Below are 16168 nucleotides of genomic sequence, written 5' to 3'. Positions count from 1 at the left end.
GGCCGGGGTCGCGCGACTCAGTGGGGGAGCGGACGCACCCGGTGCTCGATCATCAGCTGCACGAGGACGCGCTGCAGCGGGTCGGGTCCAGTGAGTGCGGCGGCGTCCGACGCCGTGATCCAGTGGGTGCCCCGCCGGTCGGTGACTCGGACGAGTCCGTGCGGCGTGCGCCACAGGGTGCCGCCGCCGGGGACGGGGGTGACCTGGTAGCCGAGGTGGGTCTTGGCCCGGTGGGCGGTGCGGCCGAGGGGTTGTGAGGTGTCGAGCCCGGTCTGGCCGGGTGGTCCTTGGGCTCGGTAGGCGCGGCGGTGGTCGAGGTCGAGGTTCCGGCTGATGGTCCGGGCGTGGGGGAAGGTGTCCCCGGGCTGCTCGAGGTGGACGCGTTCCGCGATCCGGGTGGGGTGCTCGTAGCAGTTGACGCTGACCCGGTCGGTCAGGTCGATGACGGGCTTCACGACCACGTCCGTGTCGGTGAGGAGGTCCTTGACCTGGGTCAGGGTGTGGGGGCCGATGCCCTCGACCCGGGCCACGGCGGGGGTGCCGGTGAGGGCGGCCTCGTGGAGGTGGACGTAGAGCACCGTCTTCGGGCGGAGCTGCTTCGGGTCCACGGCCCGCAGGGCAGGCAGGAGGTCCGCAGGGAACGCCAGCGCCCGCGCCGGCACTCCCGGGTCCTCTTCGGGATCTGCGGGCTCCTCTGGCTCGGCTGGATCTTCGGCGGGGGCGTCGGTGTGCTCGAGGAGGAGGGTGAGCAGCTCGGCGGGGCGGGCGAGCCACCCGAACGCGAGTGCGCGGAGGACGTCGCGGGTGGTGTCGGTGTGCTCGGGGCGGGTGGCGAGGATGTCGGCGACCCGGGTCACGACGGCGTCGACGTAGGCGGCGTCCCCGGCCCCGATGCGGGCGATCACGGTCCGCAGGCCGTGCTCGTCGGTGCGGGTCAGGGAGACGTACCGACGGCGCTTCTCCGCGGTGACGGCTTCCTCGTGGGCGGCGACGTCGGCCTCGACGACCTTGGCCTCCGCGATCGTCAGCACCCGGCCGGGCGCTTCGGACCCGATCACCGGTGCGATCGCGGCATCCACCAACGCCGCACCCTCGGGCGACAGCTTTCGGGACATCGATGCGACCTTCCGGGCCACCCACGCGTCACACCCACCGCCGAGGAACACCTCCCATACCCGAGGGAGCCGGAACCGCAGGTCCAGCACGTCGGCCGCGACCGCACGGGCGGACAACACGTGCACACCCCGGGCGATCCCCAGCTCGGCCAGGGTCAGCTCCCGCACCGAGGGTGTCCCGACCCCACCCAACCGGACCAGCCGGTCCGAGCCGGGCGGCAACGGCCGCTCCGGGTGCGGCCGCGGGTCGTCACGCGGGTCGGTGGACTGCAGCTCGCACCACCGCGCCACCAGCATCAGCTCGTCGACCTCGACCGCCCGGCGGCGCACCACCATCAGCTCCAGACCCCGCAACGTCTGCCCGGGGTCGAGCTCGGTGACGAGATCGATGGCCATACCACATGATAACCGAACACATGTTCGATGACAAGCGGCCGCGAACTGCGATCTCGGTCGGTCCCTGCGAAAGGCGGTCGAGCCCACCACCGCCGTACGCGTAGACTGATGAGCGGCGGGCAACCGTCGTTGACAACTCAAGAGGGGCTGATCGGTTTCGACTTGGGACGTTAGTTCCAGGAGAAGCGGGTCGAGAAGCCAGCGTCATCTCGTAAACGATCGCTGGAAACCTATAACTGCCAACGCTAAGCGCAGTTCCTTCGCTCTCGCTGCCTGAGCAGTGATCGAAGCGTCAGACCGGGCATCCGTCTCCGTCCCGGACCCTGGCGTCATCTAGGAGACTTGCTGTTCAACTCCTGTCAGGAGGGTTGAGCGGGACTTTTTCCTGACTGGGCCTGTCGGAGACGTGTTCGTGCGAGCTCCGGGGCCGAGAAAAGCGACATCGCGAACTGCACCCGGAGAAGACCTGGTTCGACGCTCGAGGACGCGGGTTCGATTCCCGCCAGCTCCACCACACGATCACCTCTTGAACGCCAGCCGCCCCGACCTCGTCGGGGCGGCTGTCGTGCGTCCGGGGGAGTGTCCTACGTGGCGAGAGGCCCGTCGCCGGTGACGTCCACTACGAGCGGAGGAGGCCACGCCAGCACCTCGAGCCGCTCGCGCAGCGCCGGGTCGGAGATCAGAACGGCGAGGTCCGGCAGGAACTCGACCGTGGTGCCGGTGCTGCCGTCGTCCTCGACGGGCACGAGGTCGGTGACGGGGACGCCCCGCTCGTAGCGCTGGGTCCACGACCCGTCGCGCCGGCGGTTCGTGTGGACCAGCCACGTGCTGAGGGCGGCCACGACCGAGATCCCTCGACGTGGGTGACCGTCGGCCAGGTCGGGCGGCGACGGGGCGTCGAAGAACCGGAGGTCCCGCGTCGACATCACCGGCTTCTTGATCGTCACGCCCGCCTCGGAGCGTCGGGTGTCCGTGCCGCGACCGTCGTCGCTGACGCACACCGATCCGTCGGACTGCAGTGCGACCCGGCAGCGCCCGGCGCCGGCGTCGGCCGCCTCGTCGGCGGCGTACGCCACCACCTCCAGGACGAGATGCAGGGCGCCGCCGGGCGCGTAGTGATCAGCTCGCTCGCGGATGGTCGCGAGGTGCTCGACGTCCGTGACGGCCGCCCAGTCGTGGGTGGTGTTGCGCCAGCGGGTCATCGCCCTCCTGTCGGGCCGTGCTGCGTCCGGGCACGATCGTGACACGGCCGGACAGCGAGTCGCGCCCCACCCGCAACAAACCCCGCCCCGCCTGCGTCTTCTGGGGCATGACCACTCTCGGAACCACGCACCCGACCCTCCGCCTCGCCGTCGGCGCCACCGCGCTCGCCGCCCTCGCCGCCTGCAGCAGCGGCAGCAACGCCGCCGCGCCGGCCCAGGACCCGACCGACGCCACCTCGGCCGCGTCGAGCAGCCCGTCGCCCAGCCCGTCGGCGGCCACGGACGGCGCGTCGCCCAGCGCCTCCTCGGCCACCAGCAGCACGTCACCCAGCCCGTCACCCAGCCCCTCGGCCGCCACGTCCGAGGCGAGCCCGTCCGCGTCGGCGCCGCCCGCCCCGACCCCGACGGCCGCGCCGGCGGAGAAGCCCCGCCTGATCTCGTACGCCGGGGGCGAGTCGCCCGGCGTCACCGTGCACACCCGGGCCCAGGCGCGGCGGCTGACCGGCGCGCCGGCGGCGTTCAAGCGCTTCGTCGGCGACACCGCCGAGAAGATCACCGACAGCGAGAGCTGCGACGCCGCCGCGAAGGGCATCACGGTGGATGCCGTGCGCACCGACGGCTACGCGGTCGGCGGCGTCAACGAGTGCGGGGGATATGCGGCCCTGTGGGCGGTCGTCGACGGCAGCTGGAAGGAGATCGCGGGCACCCAGGACTCCTGGGAGTGCAAGGTGCTGAAGCAGTACACCGTGCCGAGCGACATCGCCGGTGACACCTGCTACGACTACGACGCGAACGAGGAGCACGAGTACCACCAGAAGTGACCGGGCAGACGTGACCGGGCAGTACGGACCGGCAGGAGGAGCGACCGGCCTAGCCCATCGCCCCGCTCCTCCTCGTTCGCCGAACGCGGGGGAGCGAGCGTCACTACCGTCCGAGGATGACCTCGACGCTGACCCGACCCCGCCTGGTCGCCGCGGCAGCGGCGGTCCTCTTCCTGACCGCCGCCTGCAGCGGCGGCGACACCGAGGAGAAGAAGCCCGACGCGAAGGGCTCGACGGCGGCCGAGCACACCGGCCGCGAGGGTGACGGCTGGACGGTGCTGCACTACTCGATGGCCGACACGAACCTCGAGCCGTTCATGGTCGCGGACGTCAACGAGCTCGGGTCGGTCGGCTCCAACGACAACCTGCAGGTCCGCGAGTTCATGGACCGCTCCGTGGAGTACGGCGACGACGAGCTGCTCGACCAGGGCGCCTGGGTCGGCGGCCGGGTGCTCGACCTCGGCGCCGCGGGGGCGACCGAGGTCGTCGAGGACCTGGGCGACGTGGACTCGGCGGACCCGGAGCTGCTCGCGTCGTTCATCGCGGACGGCATCGAGGCGCACCGGGCCGGCCACTACGCGCTGATCATCTCCGACCACGGCGCCTCGTGGCCCGGCATCGGTCCCGACGAGGGCAGCGACTACGACGTGCTCGACCTGGCCGAGCTCACCGACGCCATCTCGAGCGGCCTCGAGCAGGCCGGCGTCGACAAGCTCGACCTGCTCGGCTTCGACGCCTGCCTGATGGCGAACTACGAGGTGGCCAGCGCGGTCGCCCCGCTGGCGGACCGCCTGGTCGCCTCGCAGGAGCTCGAGCCCGGGCACGGCTGGAACTACGGCTCGCTGCAGGTGCTGGCCGACGACCCGGCGGCCACGGCCGACGAGCTCGGCAGCGCGATCATCGACGGCTTCGAGGGCCAGGCCCAGGAGCAGGGCACCCAGGACCAGATCACGCTCGCGCTGATCGACCTCACCAAGATGGGGGCGGTCGACGACGCGGTCTCCGACTTCGCCGCCGCGCTGGCCGAGGACTCCAGCACCGTCGCGCCGGCCGTCGGCCAGTCCGAGGCCACGACGCTGGCCTTCGGCAAGAGCCCCGACGAGTCCCAGGACAAGCACCTCAGCGACCTCGGCCTGCTGGCCGGGGCGATCGGCGCGTCCGCGCCGGCGGTGACCGACCAGGCCGACGCGGTCGTCAGCGCGCTCGACGCCGCGGTGCTCGACAACGTCGACGGCGTCGGCACCGACGGCGCGACCGGCCTGTCGATCTACCTGCCCCCGGTGCGGGACCTCGCGGACGGCGCCTACCTGGACGTGTCCAGCGCGGGCCCGTGGGCCGGCTTCCTCGACGCCTACTACACGGCGGGCGACCAGATCCCGAAGGCCGAGCTGCCCGCCTTCACCGACCCGGCCGCCGGCCCCGACGTCACCTTCGACGACGACGGCGGCATCACGCTGACGGGCACGTTCGACCCGGCCTCGCTCGACAACATCACCGAGGCGACGATCAGCTACGCGCTGGTCAACGACGACGACTCGATCACCTACCTCGGCGAGGAGATCGCGGACTTCTCCGACAACGGCGCCAGCGCCGACGCGGTCGGCACCTACGACCTGACGTTCCTCCAGATCACCGACGGCGAGGACTCGGCGTACGCCTATGTCGACCTCGACCTCAGCGACGACCTCGGGACGGCGTTCTTCGACGTCCCGATGACGTACTACGCCTCGACCGACCCGGACGGCGAGGACCCGCGCGACGCCCTGCTGTCGCTGGTGCTGGACATCGACTCCGGGAAGTTCGACAGCGAGACGCTCTACCTCTACGACGAGGAGTCGGGCGGGTACGGCGAGCTGCCGCCCGATCCGGAGGGCATCCTCGTGCCCGACGTGCTCACGATCTCGGGGAACGGCGAGCAGGTGTGGGAGCCCACCACGGACGTCGGTCTCTACGCCGACGTGGCGAACCTGACCTACGAGTTCGTGCCGCTCGACTCCGGCACGACCATCCAGGCCGACCTCGCGCTGGTCGACTACGGCGGCAACACCAGCACGCTGAGCACGCTGGTCGACGTCCCCTGACGTGACGAACGCCCGGAGCCAGCAGGCTCCGGGCGTCCGCATCACCCCAACGGAAGGGGTCTGGGGGTCACTTCGTGGCGACGGTGATCGTCGCGATGCCGACCAGCAGGCCGGGCTTCACGGCGTCGGTCTTGAACGTCTGGTTCAGGAGCGGCGCGGCCACGTCGGAGATCTCGACCTTGGTGCCCTGGAGCACCGCGTCGGTGCCCTTCATCGAGAGCGGCTTGAGCGTGCGGCCGTCCAGCTTGAAGAGGTAGGCGCTGGTCGCGGCGACCTTGCCGTTGACGGTCACGTCGCCGTAGACGCGCGAGACGCCCGGGTCGACGTTGAAGTTGGTCAGCTCGACCTTGGTGCCGCCGGCGGTCAGCGAGAGGCCGGAGCCCTCGTGCTGGACCTGGCCGATGACGTACGGCGAGACCTTGCCGGGCTTGAAGATCGTGACGTTGCCGCCGGTGATCGGGAAGACCAGCGAGCCGGCGGTCAGCTTCGCGGTGCCGACGACGCCGGGCGTGAGCTTGAGCGTCTTCAGGGCGTTGACAAAGCCGGCGTCGAGCTTGATGGCGGTCGTCTTGCCCTTGCTCAGGTCGTCGAGCGAGGCGACGGGCTTGGGGGCCGACTGCGACGCGCTGGAGCTGTTCGACGAGCCGTTGTCGGAGCTGCAGGCGGCGAGCGGGACGGCGAGGAGCGCGAGACCAGCGATGGAGGCCAGCGTGCGCTTGGAGGTGTTCGAGGTGCGCATGATCGCGACACATCCTTCTGTTTTCGGCGGTGGTGTTTCTGACACGAGTGGTTCGACGGCACCGCTGATCCGGATGGGTGCGAGGCGTGTGACGACGGTCTCCGCACCCGTTGCTCCCGCGCACCCATCCGGATGGCGGGTCGCTCCGTATCGCCGGCCGCTCCGCGTGCGGTGCCCGATCCGCGTGGGGGCGCGAGGCAGAATGCCGCCATGCACCTCGGGCCTCTCGGACGTCATGCGCTCGCACTCCTCCTCGCCGTCGGCCTCGCGGCCGGACTGGTCGGTCCCGCCCGGGCGGCGGAGCCCGTCGGCACGACGCTGGCGCTGGCCGGCTCCCCGGCGTACGCCGACACCGACACGCCCCTGACGCTCGACCTCCTGCAGGCCGACGGCGCGCCCGTCGCCGCGGCCTCGGTCCTGGTGGAGCGGCGCAGCGCGGGCGCGTGGGTCTCGCTCGCCAGCGTCACGACCGACGACGCGGGGCACGCCGAGCTCCCGGTCACGCTCAGCCGGACGACGGCCGACAACACCTTCCGTGCGACGTACGCCGGCGACGAGCTGCACACGGGCTCGACGGCCGGTCCGGTGGCGGTCGCGCTCGAGCGACGCACGAGCGTGCTCCGGATCGGGGGGCCGAGCACCGTCGTCGACGAGCAGCAGCTGAGCCTGGACGTGCGCTGGCGGACCGCCGGGGGCGACCCGGTCGCGGGCCGGGTCCGGATCTACCGCAAGGTCGCCGGCGGCGCGTGGCGCAAGGTGGGCTCGGTCGTGACCGGGGACGACGGCCGGGCGACGTACACCTCCCGTCCGCGCAGCGACACCCGCTGGCAGGCCCGGGTCGACCGGCTGTCGTGGGTCACCTCCGACCGCAGCCCCGCGCACGCCGTCGACAACCTGCCGCCGGGGGAGCGGGTCGTGCTGCCGCGCGGAGCACCGCGACCGCGGGTCCGCGTCCCCGTCCAGCCGCACGCCGTGGGGGACGGCCCGAACATCGTGGTGCGCCGCGTCCCGAACGGCGTGTGGAGCCAGATGACCGGCCGCACCTGGCACCAGGGCTGCCCGGTGGGCCGGGCCTCGCTGCGCTACGTGCGCATCAACTACTGGGACTACAGCGGCTACCGCCGCCGCGGCGAGTTCGTCGCGAACGCCGACGCCGCGGGCCGGATCGCCGGCGCGCTCGCCGAGATGTACAACGCCCAGCTGCCCATCCGGTCGATGTACCGCGCCGACCGCTTCGGCTGGTCCGCCCGGCTCGGCGGCGCCAACGACTACCGCTCGATGGCGGCCGGCAACACCTCGGTCTTCAACTGCCGCGACGTCGTGAACAGCCCCGGCGTGCGCTCGCCCCACAGCTACGGCCGCGCGCTCGACCTGAACACCTGGGAGAACCCCTACCGCTCCGCCCGCGGCACCGTGCCCAACACCTGGTGGCAGCCGCACGAGCACCCGCGCGTCGCGTGGCGCTCGCGCTCGCACCGGGTGGTCGCGATCATGGCGCGCCACGGCCTGCGCTGGACCTACGGCCTGGGCGACACCCAGCACTTCGACGCCGTGGCCGGCAACGGCCGCTTCCTGGCCCGCCCGACGGGCTGCGAGAGCGAGGTCTGCGAGTGACCTGCCGGTCGACCGGCTCCGTGCCCGCTAGCCTCGGCGCATGCTCGCGTTCCTCGTCGCCGGTGTGATCGTCGGCGTGCTCGCCCGGGTGCTCCGTCACGGCCCGGACGCGCCGTCCCTGCTCACGACCCTCGCGGTCGGGATGGTCGGGGCCGCGATCGGCGGCGCGGGCATCAACCTGCTGATCAGCGACCCGGTCACGGACCTCAACCGCTGGGCGTTCACCGGTGCCTGCCTCGTCCCGATGGTGCTGCTGGGGCTCGTCGAGGGTCGGGCCGGGCGCGCCTGATGGCCCCCGCGACCGGCTGCGTCTTCTGCGCGATCGTCGCCGGGGAGGTCCCCGCCGACCTGGTGCTCGACGAGCCGTCGTACGTCGCCTTCCTGGACCAGCGGCCGGTCTTCAAGGGCCACGTCCTGCTGGTCCCGCGCGAGCACGTCGACACGCTGCCCGACCTGCCGGCCGAGCTGCGCGACGGCTTCCTCGAGGCCTCCCAGCGCCTCGCCCGGGCCGTCGTCGACGGGCTCGGTGCCCAGGGCTCCTTCGTCGCGATCAACAACACGGTGAGCCAGTCCGTCCCGCACCTGCACCTGCACGTCGTGCCGCGCACGAAGGGCGACGGCCTGCGCGGCTTCTTCTGGCCGCGCACGAAGTACGCCGACGGCGAGCGCGCGTCGTACGCCGCCACCCTGCGCGCCGCCCTGACCTGAGCCGGCGCCACCGGCCGTCGCCTAGCCTCGGGGGCATGAGGTCGACGGTCGCCGCGCTGCTGCTGCTGCTCGTGCTCGCGTCCGGGTGCAGCACCGGGGACGCCACGCCCGACGCGGCCCCGGGCTCGTCCGCGTCGCCCTCCGGGTCGCCATCGGGCTCCCCGTCCGGATCCCCGTCCCCGGGTGCCGCGAACCCGGCCGCCACCCCGGCCTGCGCCGCCGTGCGGGCCGGCATCGACGCCTTCAACGCCGGGGACTACGAGGAGACCGTCGCGCACTTCGTCGAGGCCGTGCCGCTCGCCGAGGACCAGCTGGACGGCTCGGCCGAGGCGGACGACCTCCTGGAGGCGGTGACGTGGTATGCCCAGCTCCCGCCGGAGGACTACCTCGAGGCCAGCGAGAGCTCGCCCGACTTCGCGAGGTACAAGGCGATCACCCTCGGTCAGTGCGTCGCCCCCGACGACCAGCCCACGGAGTCGCCGGGCGCCTCGGTCTGAGGCCCGCCGTCGGCTCGTCCCCGCCGTTAATGGGAGGCGCACTGTCCCCGCCGACGCCTAGCGTGGACCCGTGGTCACCGTGACGCAGGTCAGAGCCGATGCCGCCCCGACGACCACGACCGGTCCCCGGGCGGCCTCGCGCGAGCTGGGCGCCCGGCGGCTCCGCAGCCCGGGTGCCGCGTTCGCGCTGACCTCCGCCGCGCTGGCGGGTCTCGGCACCGCCCTCGGCGCCGTCGTGGCCGGCCGGCTGGCCGACGACCCGACGGCCGCGCTGGTCGGCCTGCTCGCGCTGTGCATCGTCGGCGCCGCGACCCTGGACACCCTCGGCCGCACGATCTGGACGATCGGCGTCGACCGGGCCGAGGGCGTGCTGCGCTCGGACCTCCTCGACGCGGTCATGCACCAGCCGCTGGCCGCGCTGAGCGAGCAGGCCGTGGGCGAGGTGCTCGACCGGGTCGACGACGACACCCACGAGATCGGCGCCCTGCTGCGGCAGAACGCCTGGATGGTCATCCGCCTCGGGCTCGGTGCCGGGCCGTTGCTCGTCGTCGCCGGCCTGACCTGGTGGCCCGCCTTCCTGCTGTTCCCCGTCGCCGCCGGCGGCGTGTACGTCGCCATCCGGCCGCTGCTCGGCGAGCTCGCGGAGCGCAAGGTCGTCGAGGAGATGGCCTGGACCGACCACGCCGCCGCCATGGAGGAGGGCGTCGCGGCGCGCGACGACCTGCGCACCAGCCTCGGCCAGTCCTACCTCGTCCGCCGCTGCGCCGAGCTGTCCGCCAGCGTGCACGAGCGCTTCCACGTGGTGGTCGGCCTCGAGAGCCGGATCAGCCGGCGCACCGGGGTGCTGCTCCACGCCGTCCTCGCCGCCGTCGCGATCATCGGCGTCTTCCTCGTGACCGGGGGCCACGAGTCGACCGCCTCCTTCGTCACGCTCTTCCTCGTCACGACGACCTTCGTCGGCCAGATCGACCAGGTGGCCCGCCACATCCCCGACCTGCAGGCCGGGGTCGGCGCCCTGGTGCGGCTGCGCGGGCTGCTCGACACCGAGCCCGAGCCGGTCGGTGGCGCCGCCCTCCCCGACGGCGCGCTCGGCCTCGAGATGCGCGGCCTCCGGTTCGTCTACGAGGAGGGCTCCTTCGCGCTCCGCGACATCGACCTGCTCGTGCCGGCCGGCACCACCTGCGCGCTCGTCGGCCGCAGCGGGTCCGGCAAGTCCACGCTCGCCTCGCTGGTCTCCCGCGCGGTCGAGCCCGAGCCCGGCACCGTGCTGCTCGGGGGCCGCGACGTCCGCGAGCTCGACCTCGCCCGGCTGCGCTCCGCGGTGGGCGTGGTCACCCAGCGCACCGAGATCCTGGCCGGCACCCTCGCCGAGAACATCGCCCTGTTCGCCGACCTGCCCCGCGAGCGGATCCGCGCCGCGGTCGACGAGCTCGGCATCACCGACTGGGTCGAGAGCCTGCCCGAGGGCCTCGACACGCTGCTCGGGCCGAGCGGCACCACGCTGTCCGCGGGGGAGGAGCAGCTCGTCGCCTTCGCCCGGCTGCTCGTGCGCGACGTCCGGCTGGTGATCCTCGACGAGGCCACGGCCCGGATGGACCCGGTCACCGAGGCGCGCGTGGTCGCCGCCTCCCAGCGCCTCCTCGTCGGCCGCACCGGGCTGCTCGTGGCCCACCGGCTCACGACGACCGCCCGTGCCGACCACGTCGCGGTGCTCGAGGGGGGCCGGCTCGTCCAGCACGGGCCCCGGGCCGAGCTGGCCTCGGTCCCGGGCCGCTTCCGCGAGCTGCTGCTGGCCTCCGACGAGGTCGACGTGCCGCCCGAGGCGGTCGCTCCGGCGACCACGGACGACAGCACGGTCGTCGGCACCGCCCGCCGTGCCGGGACCCCGCCGCCGCCGATCGAGGTGCCGCCCGGCCCCGGCCTGGCCCGCGGCATCTGGCACGCGCTGTGGATCCACCCGCGCTGGGGGATGGTCAGCGTGCTGCTCTTCCTGGCCGCCACGCTGGTCGGCTCGTACGGCGCCGTCACCGGCTGGCTCTGGGGCAACCTCGTGGTCCAGCTGCAGGAGGGCCGGACCCCCTGGCTGCTGCTCGGCGGCCTGACGGCCTCACTCGTCGCCGCCCCGCTCTTCCTCGCCGGCGCCATCGCGCGCTACCCGCGCTGGTGGATCGCCGTCATGCTCCGCGCCCGCACGTCGGTGCTGCTCGGCCAGACCTCGCAGCACCGGCTCGACCCCACGCCGCCCGGTGAGGTCGTCGCCCGGGCGATGGACGCCGACCGCTTCGCCCGCTACGCCGACCGCTGGGTCGACGTCTTCATCGGGCTCACGATCGTGTCGGTCACGACCGCCGTCAGCCGGAGCCTGCTCGCCGGGTCGCTCCTGCTCGCGGTGATGGGCGTGACCGCGCTGGTCTCGACCCTGGGCTCACCCGTCGCCGGGCGTTCGGCCGCCGCCGCGTCGGCCGCGCGGGCGCGCTTCGGCCGCTCGCTGGTCTCGACGCTCGACTCCGTGCGCACCGTCAAGCTGGCCGCGGCCACCGAGGACGTGCACGCGCACCTGCGCCGCGTGGACGGCGGCCGCGTCGATGCCGCGGTGCGCGAGCACCGGGTGCAGGCGCTGCTCGACGGCGTCCCGATCGTGCTCGTCCAGACGGCGGTCGTGGCGACCTGGGCCGTCCACGTCGCCGGCGGCTGGGGGCTCGCCACCGCGCTGCTCGTCGCCGGCTCGGTCGCGGGCTTCGACTGGTTCGGTCGCGTCGCCGGCTCCGTCATCACCGAGCGTCCCGGCACCCGCGCCTGGCAGGTCGCGGCCACGCGGTACGCCGGCGGCACCGACCTGATGGACCTCCCGCCGGGCCTGGACCTGGTCACGGGCGCCTCGCCGGCCGTCGAGGTCCCCGCCTCCGACCCGCTCCGCGAGCTGCGGCTCGGCGGCCTCAGCGCCGTGCACGACGACGGCACCCTGGGGGCGGAGCAGGTCGACCTGACCGTGCGCCGGGGCGAGCTGGTGCTGCTGCTCGGCCAGATCGGCTCGGGCAAGTCCAGCCTGCTCTCGGCCCTGGCCGGGCTGGTCACCTACACCGGCTCCCTGGCGTGGAACGGCCGCGAGGTCGAGGACCCCCAGACCTTCCTGCGCCCCGGCCGGGTGGCCCACGTCGCCCAGGTCCCGCGGGTCCTGTCCGGCACCTTCTCCGACAACATCCGCCTCGACCACGACCGCGCCGTCGGGTCGTCGATCGCCGACGCCCGGCTCGGTCGCGACGTCGACGACGCCGGCGGTCCCGACGCGCTGGTCGGGCACCGCGGCGTGCGGCTGTCCGGCGGCCAGGTCCAGCGGCTCGCCCTGGCGCGGGCGCTCGCCGCCGACGCGGAGCTCCTGGTCGCCGACGACGTCTCGTCCGCGCTCGACGCCAGCACCGAGGTCGAGCTGTGGGAGTCGCTGCGGGCGCGGGGGAGCACTGTCATCGGCGCGACCACCAAGCGCGCCGCGCTCTCCCGGGCGGACCGGGTCGTCGTCCTGGTCGAGGGCCGGGTCGCCGCCGACGGGCCGTGGCACGCGCTCGAGGGCGACTGGGCGCACCTGGCCGGCTGACCCGCGGTCACGGCTGCGTGGCGCTGCCCTATCGTGGCGCAGGTCTCGACAAGCCCCGGCACGACGCCGGCTACCGAAGGAGTCACACCATGGGTCGTTTCGACGGACGCGTCGTCGTCGTCACCGGAGCCGCGCGCGGCATCGGGTTCGGCACCGCCACCCGCTTCGCCGAGGAGGGTGCGTCGGTCGCGATCATCGACCTCGACGAGTCGGCGGCCGCGGAGGCCGCCGCGAAGCTGCCCGTCACCGGCGGTGCGAAGGCCGTCGGCATCGGCGCCGACGTCAGCAACGGCGCCTCGGCCGAGGCCGCGGTCGCCCGCGTCGTGGAGGAGCTCGGCGGCATCCACGTGCTCGTCAACAACGCCGGCATCACCCGCGACAACCTGCTCTTCAAGATGACCGAGGACGACTGGGACCTCGTCATGGGCGTGCACCTCAAGGGCGCGTTCCTGATGACCAAGGCCGCGCAGGCGCACTTCGTGGCGCAGAAGTACGGCAAGATCCTCAACCTCTCGAGCGTCTCCGCGCTCGGCAACCGCGGCCAGGCGAACTACTCCGCCGCGAAGATGGGCGTGCAGGGCTTCACCCGCACCCTCGGCATCGAGCTCGGCCCGTTCGGCATCAACGCCAACGCGATCGCGCCCGGCTTCATCGCCACCGAGATGACCGACGCCACGGCCGCCCGCGTGAAGATGAGCGTCGAGGACTTCCGGGCCGCCGCGGCCGAGGCCAACCCCGTCAAGCGCGTCGGCTTCCCGGAGGACATCGCGGCCGCCGCGGCGTTCCTGTGCAGCGACGAGGCGTCGTACATCACCGGCCAGACGCTGTACGTCGACGGCGGCGCGAAGCTCGGCTGACCCCGGGTCGGCGTGGGGGCCCGGCCCGGCCGGGACCTCCACGCCGCCCCACCTCCGGAGCGTGTGACGCGTCACGTCGCCCCGCTGGGCGGGCGCTTCCGGGTTGGACTTCGCGGACGGATCCTGCCTAGCGTCTCCGCCCATGTCTGCCCCGAGACTGCGCCTCCTCGCCCTGCCCGTGCTCCTCCCCCTGATCGTCGTCGCGCTGCTCGCGACCACGCTCGGCCTCGCGCCGGGCGCGGACGCCGCCACCCGCCGCGAGAAGATCCACCACGCCCGCTCAATCGCGCTGCACCAGATCGGCGACCGGTACGCCTACGGCGCCGCCGGGCCGCGCCGGTTCGACTGCTCGGGCCTCGTCTACTACAGCTACCGCAAGGCCGGCCTCTCGGTCCCGCGGACCTCGTCGGCCCAGGCGGCCCACGCCCGCCACATCCGCAAGAGCCACCTCCGTGCGGGTGACTTCATGTACTTCCACGACGGCGGCGGGGTCTACCACGTCGCGATCTTCCTGCGCTGGAGCCACGGCCACGCCGTGATGCTGCACGCGCCGGGGTCGGGCCAGCGGGTCCACCGCGACGCGCCCTGGACCCGGTCCTGGTTCGCCGGCACCCTCCGGGGCCGCTGAGTCCCCGGGCCTGCCACACTCGTCGGTCGTGCGCTCACCCGTTCGGGCGCGCCTCCCCCCGGGCGAGCGAACCTCGCCGCACACTTGAAGTCGAGCATTTCACTACACGATCAGGAGCCCCCGTGCGCCGCCTCCGCCTCTCTGCCGCCGTCCTCGTCTCGGCCTCCCTGCTGCTCGCCGGTTGCGGCGGCGGTGACGACTCGTCGTCCTCCGGCGACACGACCCCCGACGCCCAGAAGGTGGCCGGCGGCTCGACGCTGGACTCAACCTGGCCGCTGACCGGCCTGCCGGTGAGCGGCGACGCGAGCGCGTCGCAGGACCACCCCGTGCTGGTGGCCAAGATGGACAACACCTACTCGAGCGCCCCGCAGCTCGGTCTCAGCCACGCCGACATGGTCGTGGAGGAGCTCGTCGAGGGTGGGCTGACCCGCCTCGCGGCGTTCTACTACCAGGACATCCCCGGCGACGTCGGCCCCGTGCGCTCGATGCGCGCGAGCGACATCGGCATCGTCTCGCCGGCCGACGCGACCGTCGTGACCAGCGGCGCCGCGGGCCGCACCATCGCCCGGATCAAGGACGCCGGCATCCCGTTCTTCCAGGAGGGGGCCAAGGGCTTCCACCGCGACAGCAGCCGCAGCGCGCCGTACAACCTCTTCGCGAACCTCACCGACGTCGCGGCCGGGATCGACCAGGACGACGCGCGACCGGACGACTACCTGCCGTGGGGCTCCGAGAAGGACTTCCCCAAGGGTCAGCCCGCGAAGACGATCGCGGCGACGTTCTCGGGCGGCCACACGACGAACTGGACCTACCAGGGCGACGGCTACGTCAACGAGAACACCTACGCCGCGAAGGGCGACGAGTTCCCCGCCGACACCGTGCTGGTGCTGCGGGTGCAGGTCGGTGACGCGGGCTACCTCGACCCGGCCGGCAACCCGGTGCCGGAGACGAAGTTCACCGGCAAGGGCCAGGCCCTGCTCTTCCACGGCGGCCGCCTCGTGCGCGGCACCTGGGAGAAGAAGGACCTGACCTCGAACCTCACGCTGTCGACCGCGGCCGGCAAGCTCGACGTGCCCGCCGGGCACACCTGGATCGAGCTGGTGCCCGCCGCGAACGGCAACGTCACCTTCAAGTAGGCGGGACCCCGGTCGGCAGCTCCACGCCCGTGTCCGCCAGGGCCTGGAAGCCGGCCAGGATGAACCCGATCGCCGTCTCGACGCGCAGCGCGGCGGCGATCGGGTCCTCGGCGCTCGACACGGACTCGCCGGCCGACGACATCGCGCCGAAGAAGATCCGGGCGAAGGTCTGCAGCATGTCCTCGTCGAGGTCCCAGGTGCCGGCGCTGAGCACGGCCCGGACGATGTCGACGACGTTGGCGAAGGTCGAGCGCTCCTCCTGCTCGCGGTAGCGCTCGTAGCCGAGGACCGACGGGCCCTCCTGGATCACGATCCGGCGGTAGCGCGGCTCCTGCACGACGCCGAGGAACGCCCGCAGGCCGGCCCGGGCCTTCTCCCAGGGGTCGCGGTTGCCCCGTAGGGCCTTCTGGATGTGCTTGGCCGCGTCGGTCTCGACGCGCTCGAAGACGGCCTCGAACAGCGCCTGCTTGCCGCTGAAGTGGTGGTAGAGCGCGCCCTTGGTGACCCGGGCCCCCGCGACGATCGCGTCGAGCGAGGTGGCGGCGTACCCGTGGTCGGTGAACAGCTCCTCGGCCACGTCGACCAGCGCGCGCTTGGTCGAGGCGGAGTACTGCTGACGCCGGCTGCCCCCCGGCACGCCGGGCACCTTGGGGACCAGCTTGCTCACCGAGGATTTGCTCATCCCGGGAGTGTAGGACCGACCGGCGGTACGGGTGGCCGGGATCACGCGTGGCGCGTTTGCATACTCGCAGTATGACGACGTACCGTGAGTACGTACTTCC

14 protein-coding genes and 1 other RNA gene are annotated in these 16168 nt (G+C 73.1%); 11 read left to right on the top strand and 4 right to left on the bottom strand.

Annotated elements, in window-relative coordinates; all coding sequences use genetic code 11:
• Positions 1–17 precede the first annotated feature (17 nt).
• Positions 18–1511 carry a hypothetical protein gene (locus H5V45_RS05835; RefSeq protein ID WP_185252063.1) on the bottom strand — a complete coding sequence of 498 codons (1494 nt, stop codon included), beginning with the start codon at positions 1509–1511 and terminating at the stop codon, positions 18–20.
• Between the two features lie 143 nt (positions 1512–1654).
• Here H5V45_RS05835 and ssrA point away from each other — a divergent pair.
• Positions 1655–2025: a transfer-messenger RNA gene (ssrA, locus tag H5V45_RS05830) on the top strand.
• Positions 2026–2095: 70 nt separating this feature from the next.
• Here the strand turns inward: ssrA and H5V45_RS05825 are convergent.
• Positions 2096–2713: an ATP-binding protein gene (locus H5V45_RS05825; RefSeq protein ID WP_185252062.1), complete on the bottom strand. Its 618-nt coding sequence runs from the start codon at positions 2711–2713 to the stop codon at positions 2096–2098.
• A gap of 107 nt (positions 2714–2820) precedes the next feature.
• On the opposite strand from H5V45_RS05825, the gene H5V45_RS05820 reads away from it, so the two are divergent.
• Both H5V45_RS05820 and H5V45_RS05815 read left to right on the top strand, forming a co-directional pair.
• Positions 2821–3534, top strand: coding sequence for a hypothetical protein (locus H5V45_RS05820; protein WP_185252061.1), 714 nt, complete (start codon positions 2821–2823; stop codon positions 3532–3534).
• Between the two features lie 116 nt (positions 3535–3650).
• Complete coding sequence (locus H5V45_RS05815) at positions 3651–5615, top strand: clostripain-related cysteine peptidase (RefSeq protein ID WP_185252060.1); 1965 nt, start codon at positions 3651–3653, stop codon at positions 5613–5615.
• A 67-nt stretch (positions 5616–5682) separates the two neighbouring features.
• Here the strand turns inward: H5V45_RS05815 and H5V45_RS05810 are convergent, their stop codons facing one another.
• Complete coding sequence (locus H5V45_RS05810) at positions 5683–6354, bottom strand: hypothetical protein (protein WP_185252059.1); 672 nt, start codon at positions 6352–6354, stop codon at positions 5683–5685.
• Between the two features lie 210 nt (positions 6355–6564).
• On the opposite strand from H5V45_RS05810, the gene H5V45_RS05805 reads away from it, so the two are divergent.
• The 8 genes from H5V45_RS05805 to H5V45_RS05770 all read left to right on the top strand — a co-directional run bounded on the left by H5V45_RS05805 (position 6565) and on the right by H5V45_RS05770 (position 15386).
• Entirely contained in the window at positions 6565–7968 is a 1404-nt protein-coding gene (locus H5V45_RS05805; RefSeq protein WP_185252058.1) for a M15 family metallopeptidase, read from the top strand.
• A gap of 40 nt (positions 7969–8008) precedes the next feature.
• Positions 8009–8257: a GlsB/YeaQ/YmgE family stress response membrane protein gene (locus H5V45_RS05800; RefSeq protein ID WP_185252057.1), complete on the top strand. Its 249-nt coding sequence runs from the start codon at positions 8009–8011 to the stop codon at positions 8255–8257.
• On the top strand, positions 8257–8676 hold the full coding sequence (locus H5V45_RS05795; protein ID WP_185252056.1) for an HIT family protein: 420 nt from the start codon (positions 8257–8259) through the stop codon (positions 8674–8676). The genes H5V45_RS05800 and H5V45_RS05795 overlap by 1 nt, the downstream gene beginning before the upstream one ends.
• 35 nt (positions 8677–8711) lie before the next feature.
• A complete protein-coding gene (locus tag H5V45_RS05790) occupies positions 8712–9173 on the top strand; it encodes a hypothetical protein (RefSeq protein WP_185252055.1) in 462 nt (153 codons plus the stop codon).
• 70 nt (positions 9174–9243) lie between these two features.
• Complete coding sequence (locus H5V45_RS05785; RefSeq protein WP_185252054.1) at positions 9244–12765, top strand: ATP-binding cassette domain-containing protein; 3522 nt, start codon at positions 9244–9246, stop codon at positions 12763–12765.
• Between the two features lie 89 nt (positions 12766–12854).
• Positions 12855–13622: an SDR family NAD(P)-dependent oxidoreductase gene (locus H5V45_RS05780; protein ID WP_185252053.1), complete on the top strand. Its 768-nt coding sequence runs from the start codon at positions 12855–12857 to the stop codon at positions 13620–13622.
• A gap of 142 nt (positions 13623–13764) precedes the next feature.
• Positions 13765–14250, top strand: a complete 486-nt coding sequence (locus H5V45_RS05775; RefSeq protein WP_185252052.1) for a C40 family peptidase — start codon at positions 13765–13767, stop codon at positions 14248–14250.
• A gap of 122 nt (positions 14251–14372) precedes the next feature.
• Positions 14373–15386, top strand: a complete 1014-nt coding sequence (locus tag H5V45_RS05770; protein ID WP_185252051.1) for a DUF3048 domain-containing protein — start codon at positions 14373–14375, stop codon at positions 15384–15386.
• On the opposite strand, the gene H5V45_RS05765 is transcribed toward H5V45_RS05770, so the two are convergent.
• Entirely contained in the window at positions 15379–16068 is a 690-nt protein-coding gene (locus H5V45_RS05765; protein WP_185252050.1) for a TetR/AcrR family transcriptional regulator, read from the bottom strand. The two genes, H5V45_RS05770 and H5V45_RS05765, sit on opposite strands and share 8 nt — an antisense overlap.
• Positions 16069–16168 lie beyond the last annotated feature (100 nt).

Origin of the sequence: Nocardioides luti (assembly GCF_014212315.1) — a bacterium.
Taxonomy (GTDB): Bacteria; Actinomycetota; Actinomycetes; order Propionibacteriales; family Nocardioidaceae; genus Nocardioides; species Nocardioides luti.
This window is presented reverse-complemented; position numbering and strand designations above follow the sequence as displayed.

What these genes read in the sequence shown, in the direction of transcription:
- H5V45_RS05810 (WP_185252059.1), bottom strand. Translation starts at nt 6,354, where the DNA reads ATGCGCACCTCGAACACCTCCAAGCGCACGCTGGCCTCCATCGCTGGT.
- H5V45_RS05765 (WP_185252050.1), bottom strand. Translation starts at nt 16,068, where the DNA reads ATGAGCAAATCCTCGGTGAGCAAGCTGGTCCCCAAGGTGCCCGGCGTG.
- H5V45_RS05805 (WP_185252058.1), top strand. Translation starts at nt 6,565, where the DNA reads ATGCACCTCGGGCCTCTCGGACGTCATGCGCTCGCACTCCTCCTCGCC.
- H5V45_RS05820 (WP_185252061.1), top strand. Translation starts at nt 2,821, where the DNA reads ATGACCACTCTCGGAACCACGCACCCGACCCTCCGCCTCGCCGTCGGC.
- H5V45_RS05775 (WP_185252052.1), top strand. Translation starts at nt 13,765, where the DNA reads ATGTCTGCCCCGAGACTGCGCCTCCTCGCCCTGCCCGTGCTCCTCCCC.
- H5V45_RS05795 (WP_185252056.1), top strand. Translation starts at nt 8,257, where the DNA reads ATGGCCCCCGCGACCGGCTGCGTCTTCTGCGCGATCGTCGCCGGGGAG.
- H5V45_RS05815 (WP_185252060.1), top strand. Translation starts at nt 3,651, where the DNA reads ATGACCTCGACGCTGACCCGACCCCGCCTGGTCGCCGCGGCAGCGGCG.
- H5V45_RS05800 (WP_185252057.1), top strand. Translation starts at nt 8,009, where the DNA reads ATGCTCGCGTTCCTCGTCGCCGGTGTGATCGTCGGCGTGCTCGCCCGG.
- H5V45_RS05825 (WP_185252062.1), bottom strand. Translation starts at nt 2,713, where the DNA reads ATGACCCGCTGGCGCAACACCACCCACGACTGGGCGGCCGTCACGGAC.
- H5V45_RS05835 (WP_185252063.1), bottom strand. Translation starts at nt 1,511, where the DNA reads ATGGCCATCGATCTCGTCACCGAGCTCGACCCCGGGCAGACGTTGCGG.
- H5V45_RS05790 (WP_185252055.1), top strand. Translation starts at nt 8,712, where the DNA reads ATGAGGTCGACGGTCGCCGCGCTGCTGCTGCTGCTCGTGCTCGCGTCC.
- H5V45_RS05780 (WP_185252053.1), top strand. Translation starts at nt 12,855, where the DNA reads ATGGGTCGTTTCGACGGACGCGTCGTCGTCGTCACCGGAGCCGCGCGC.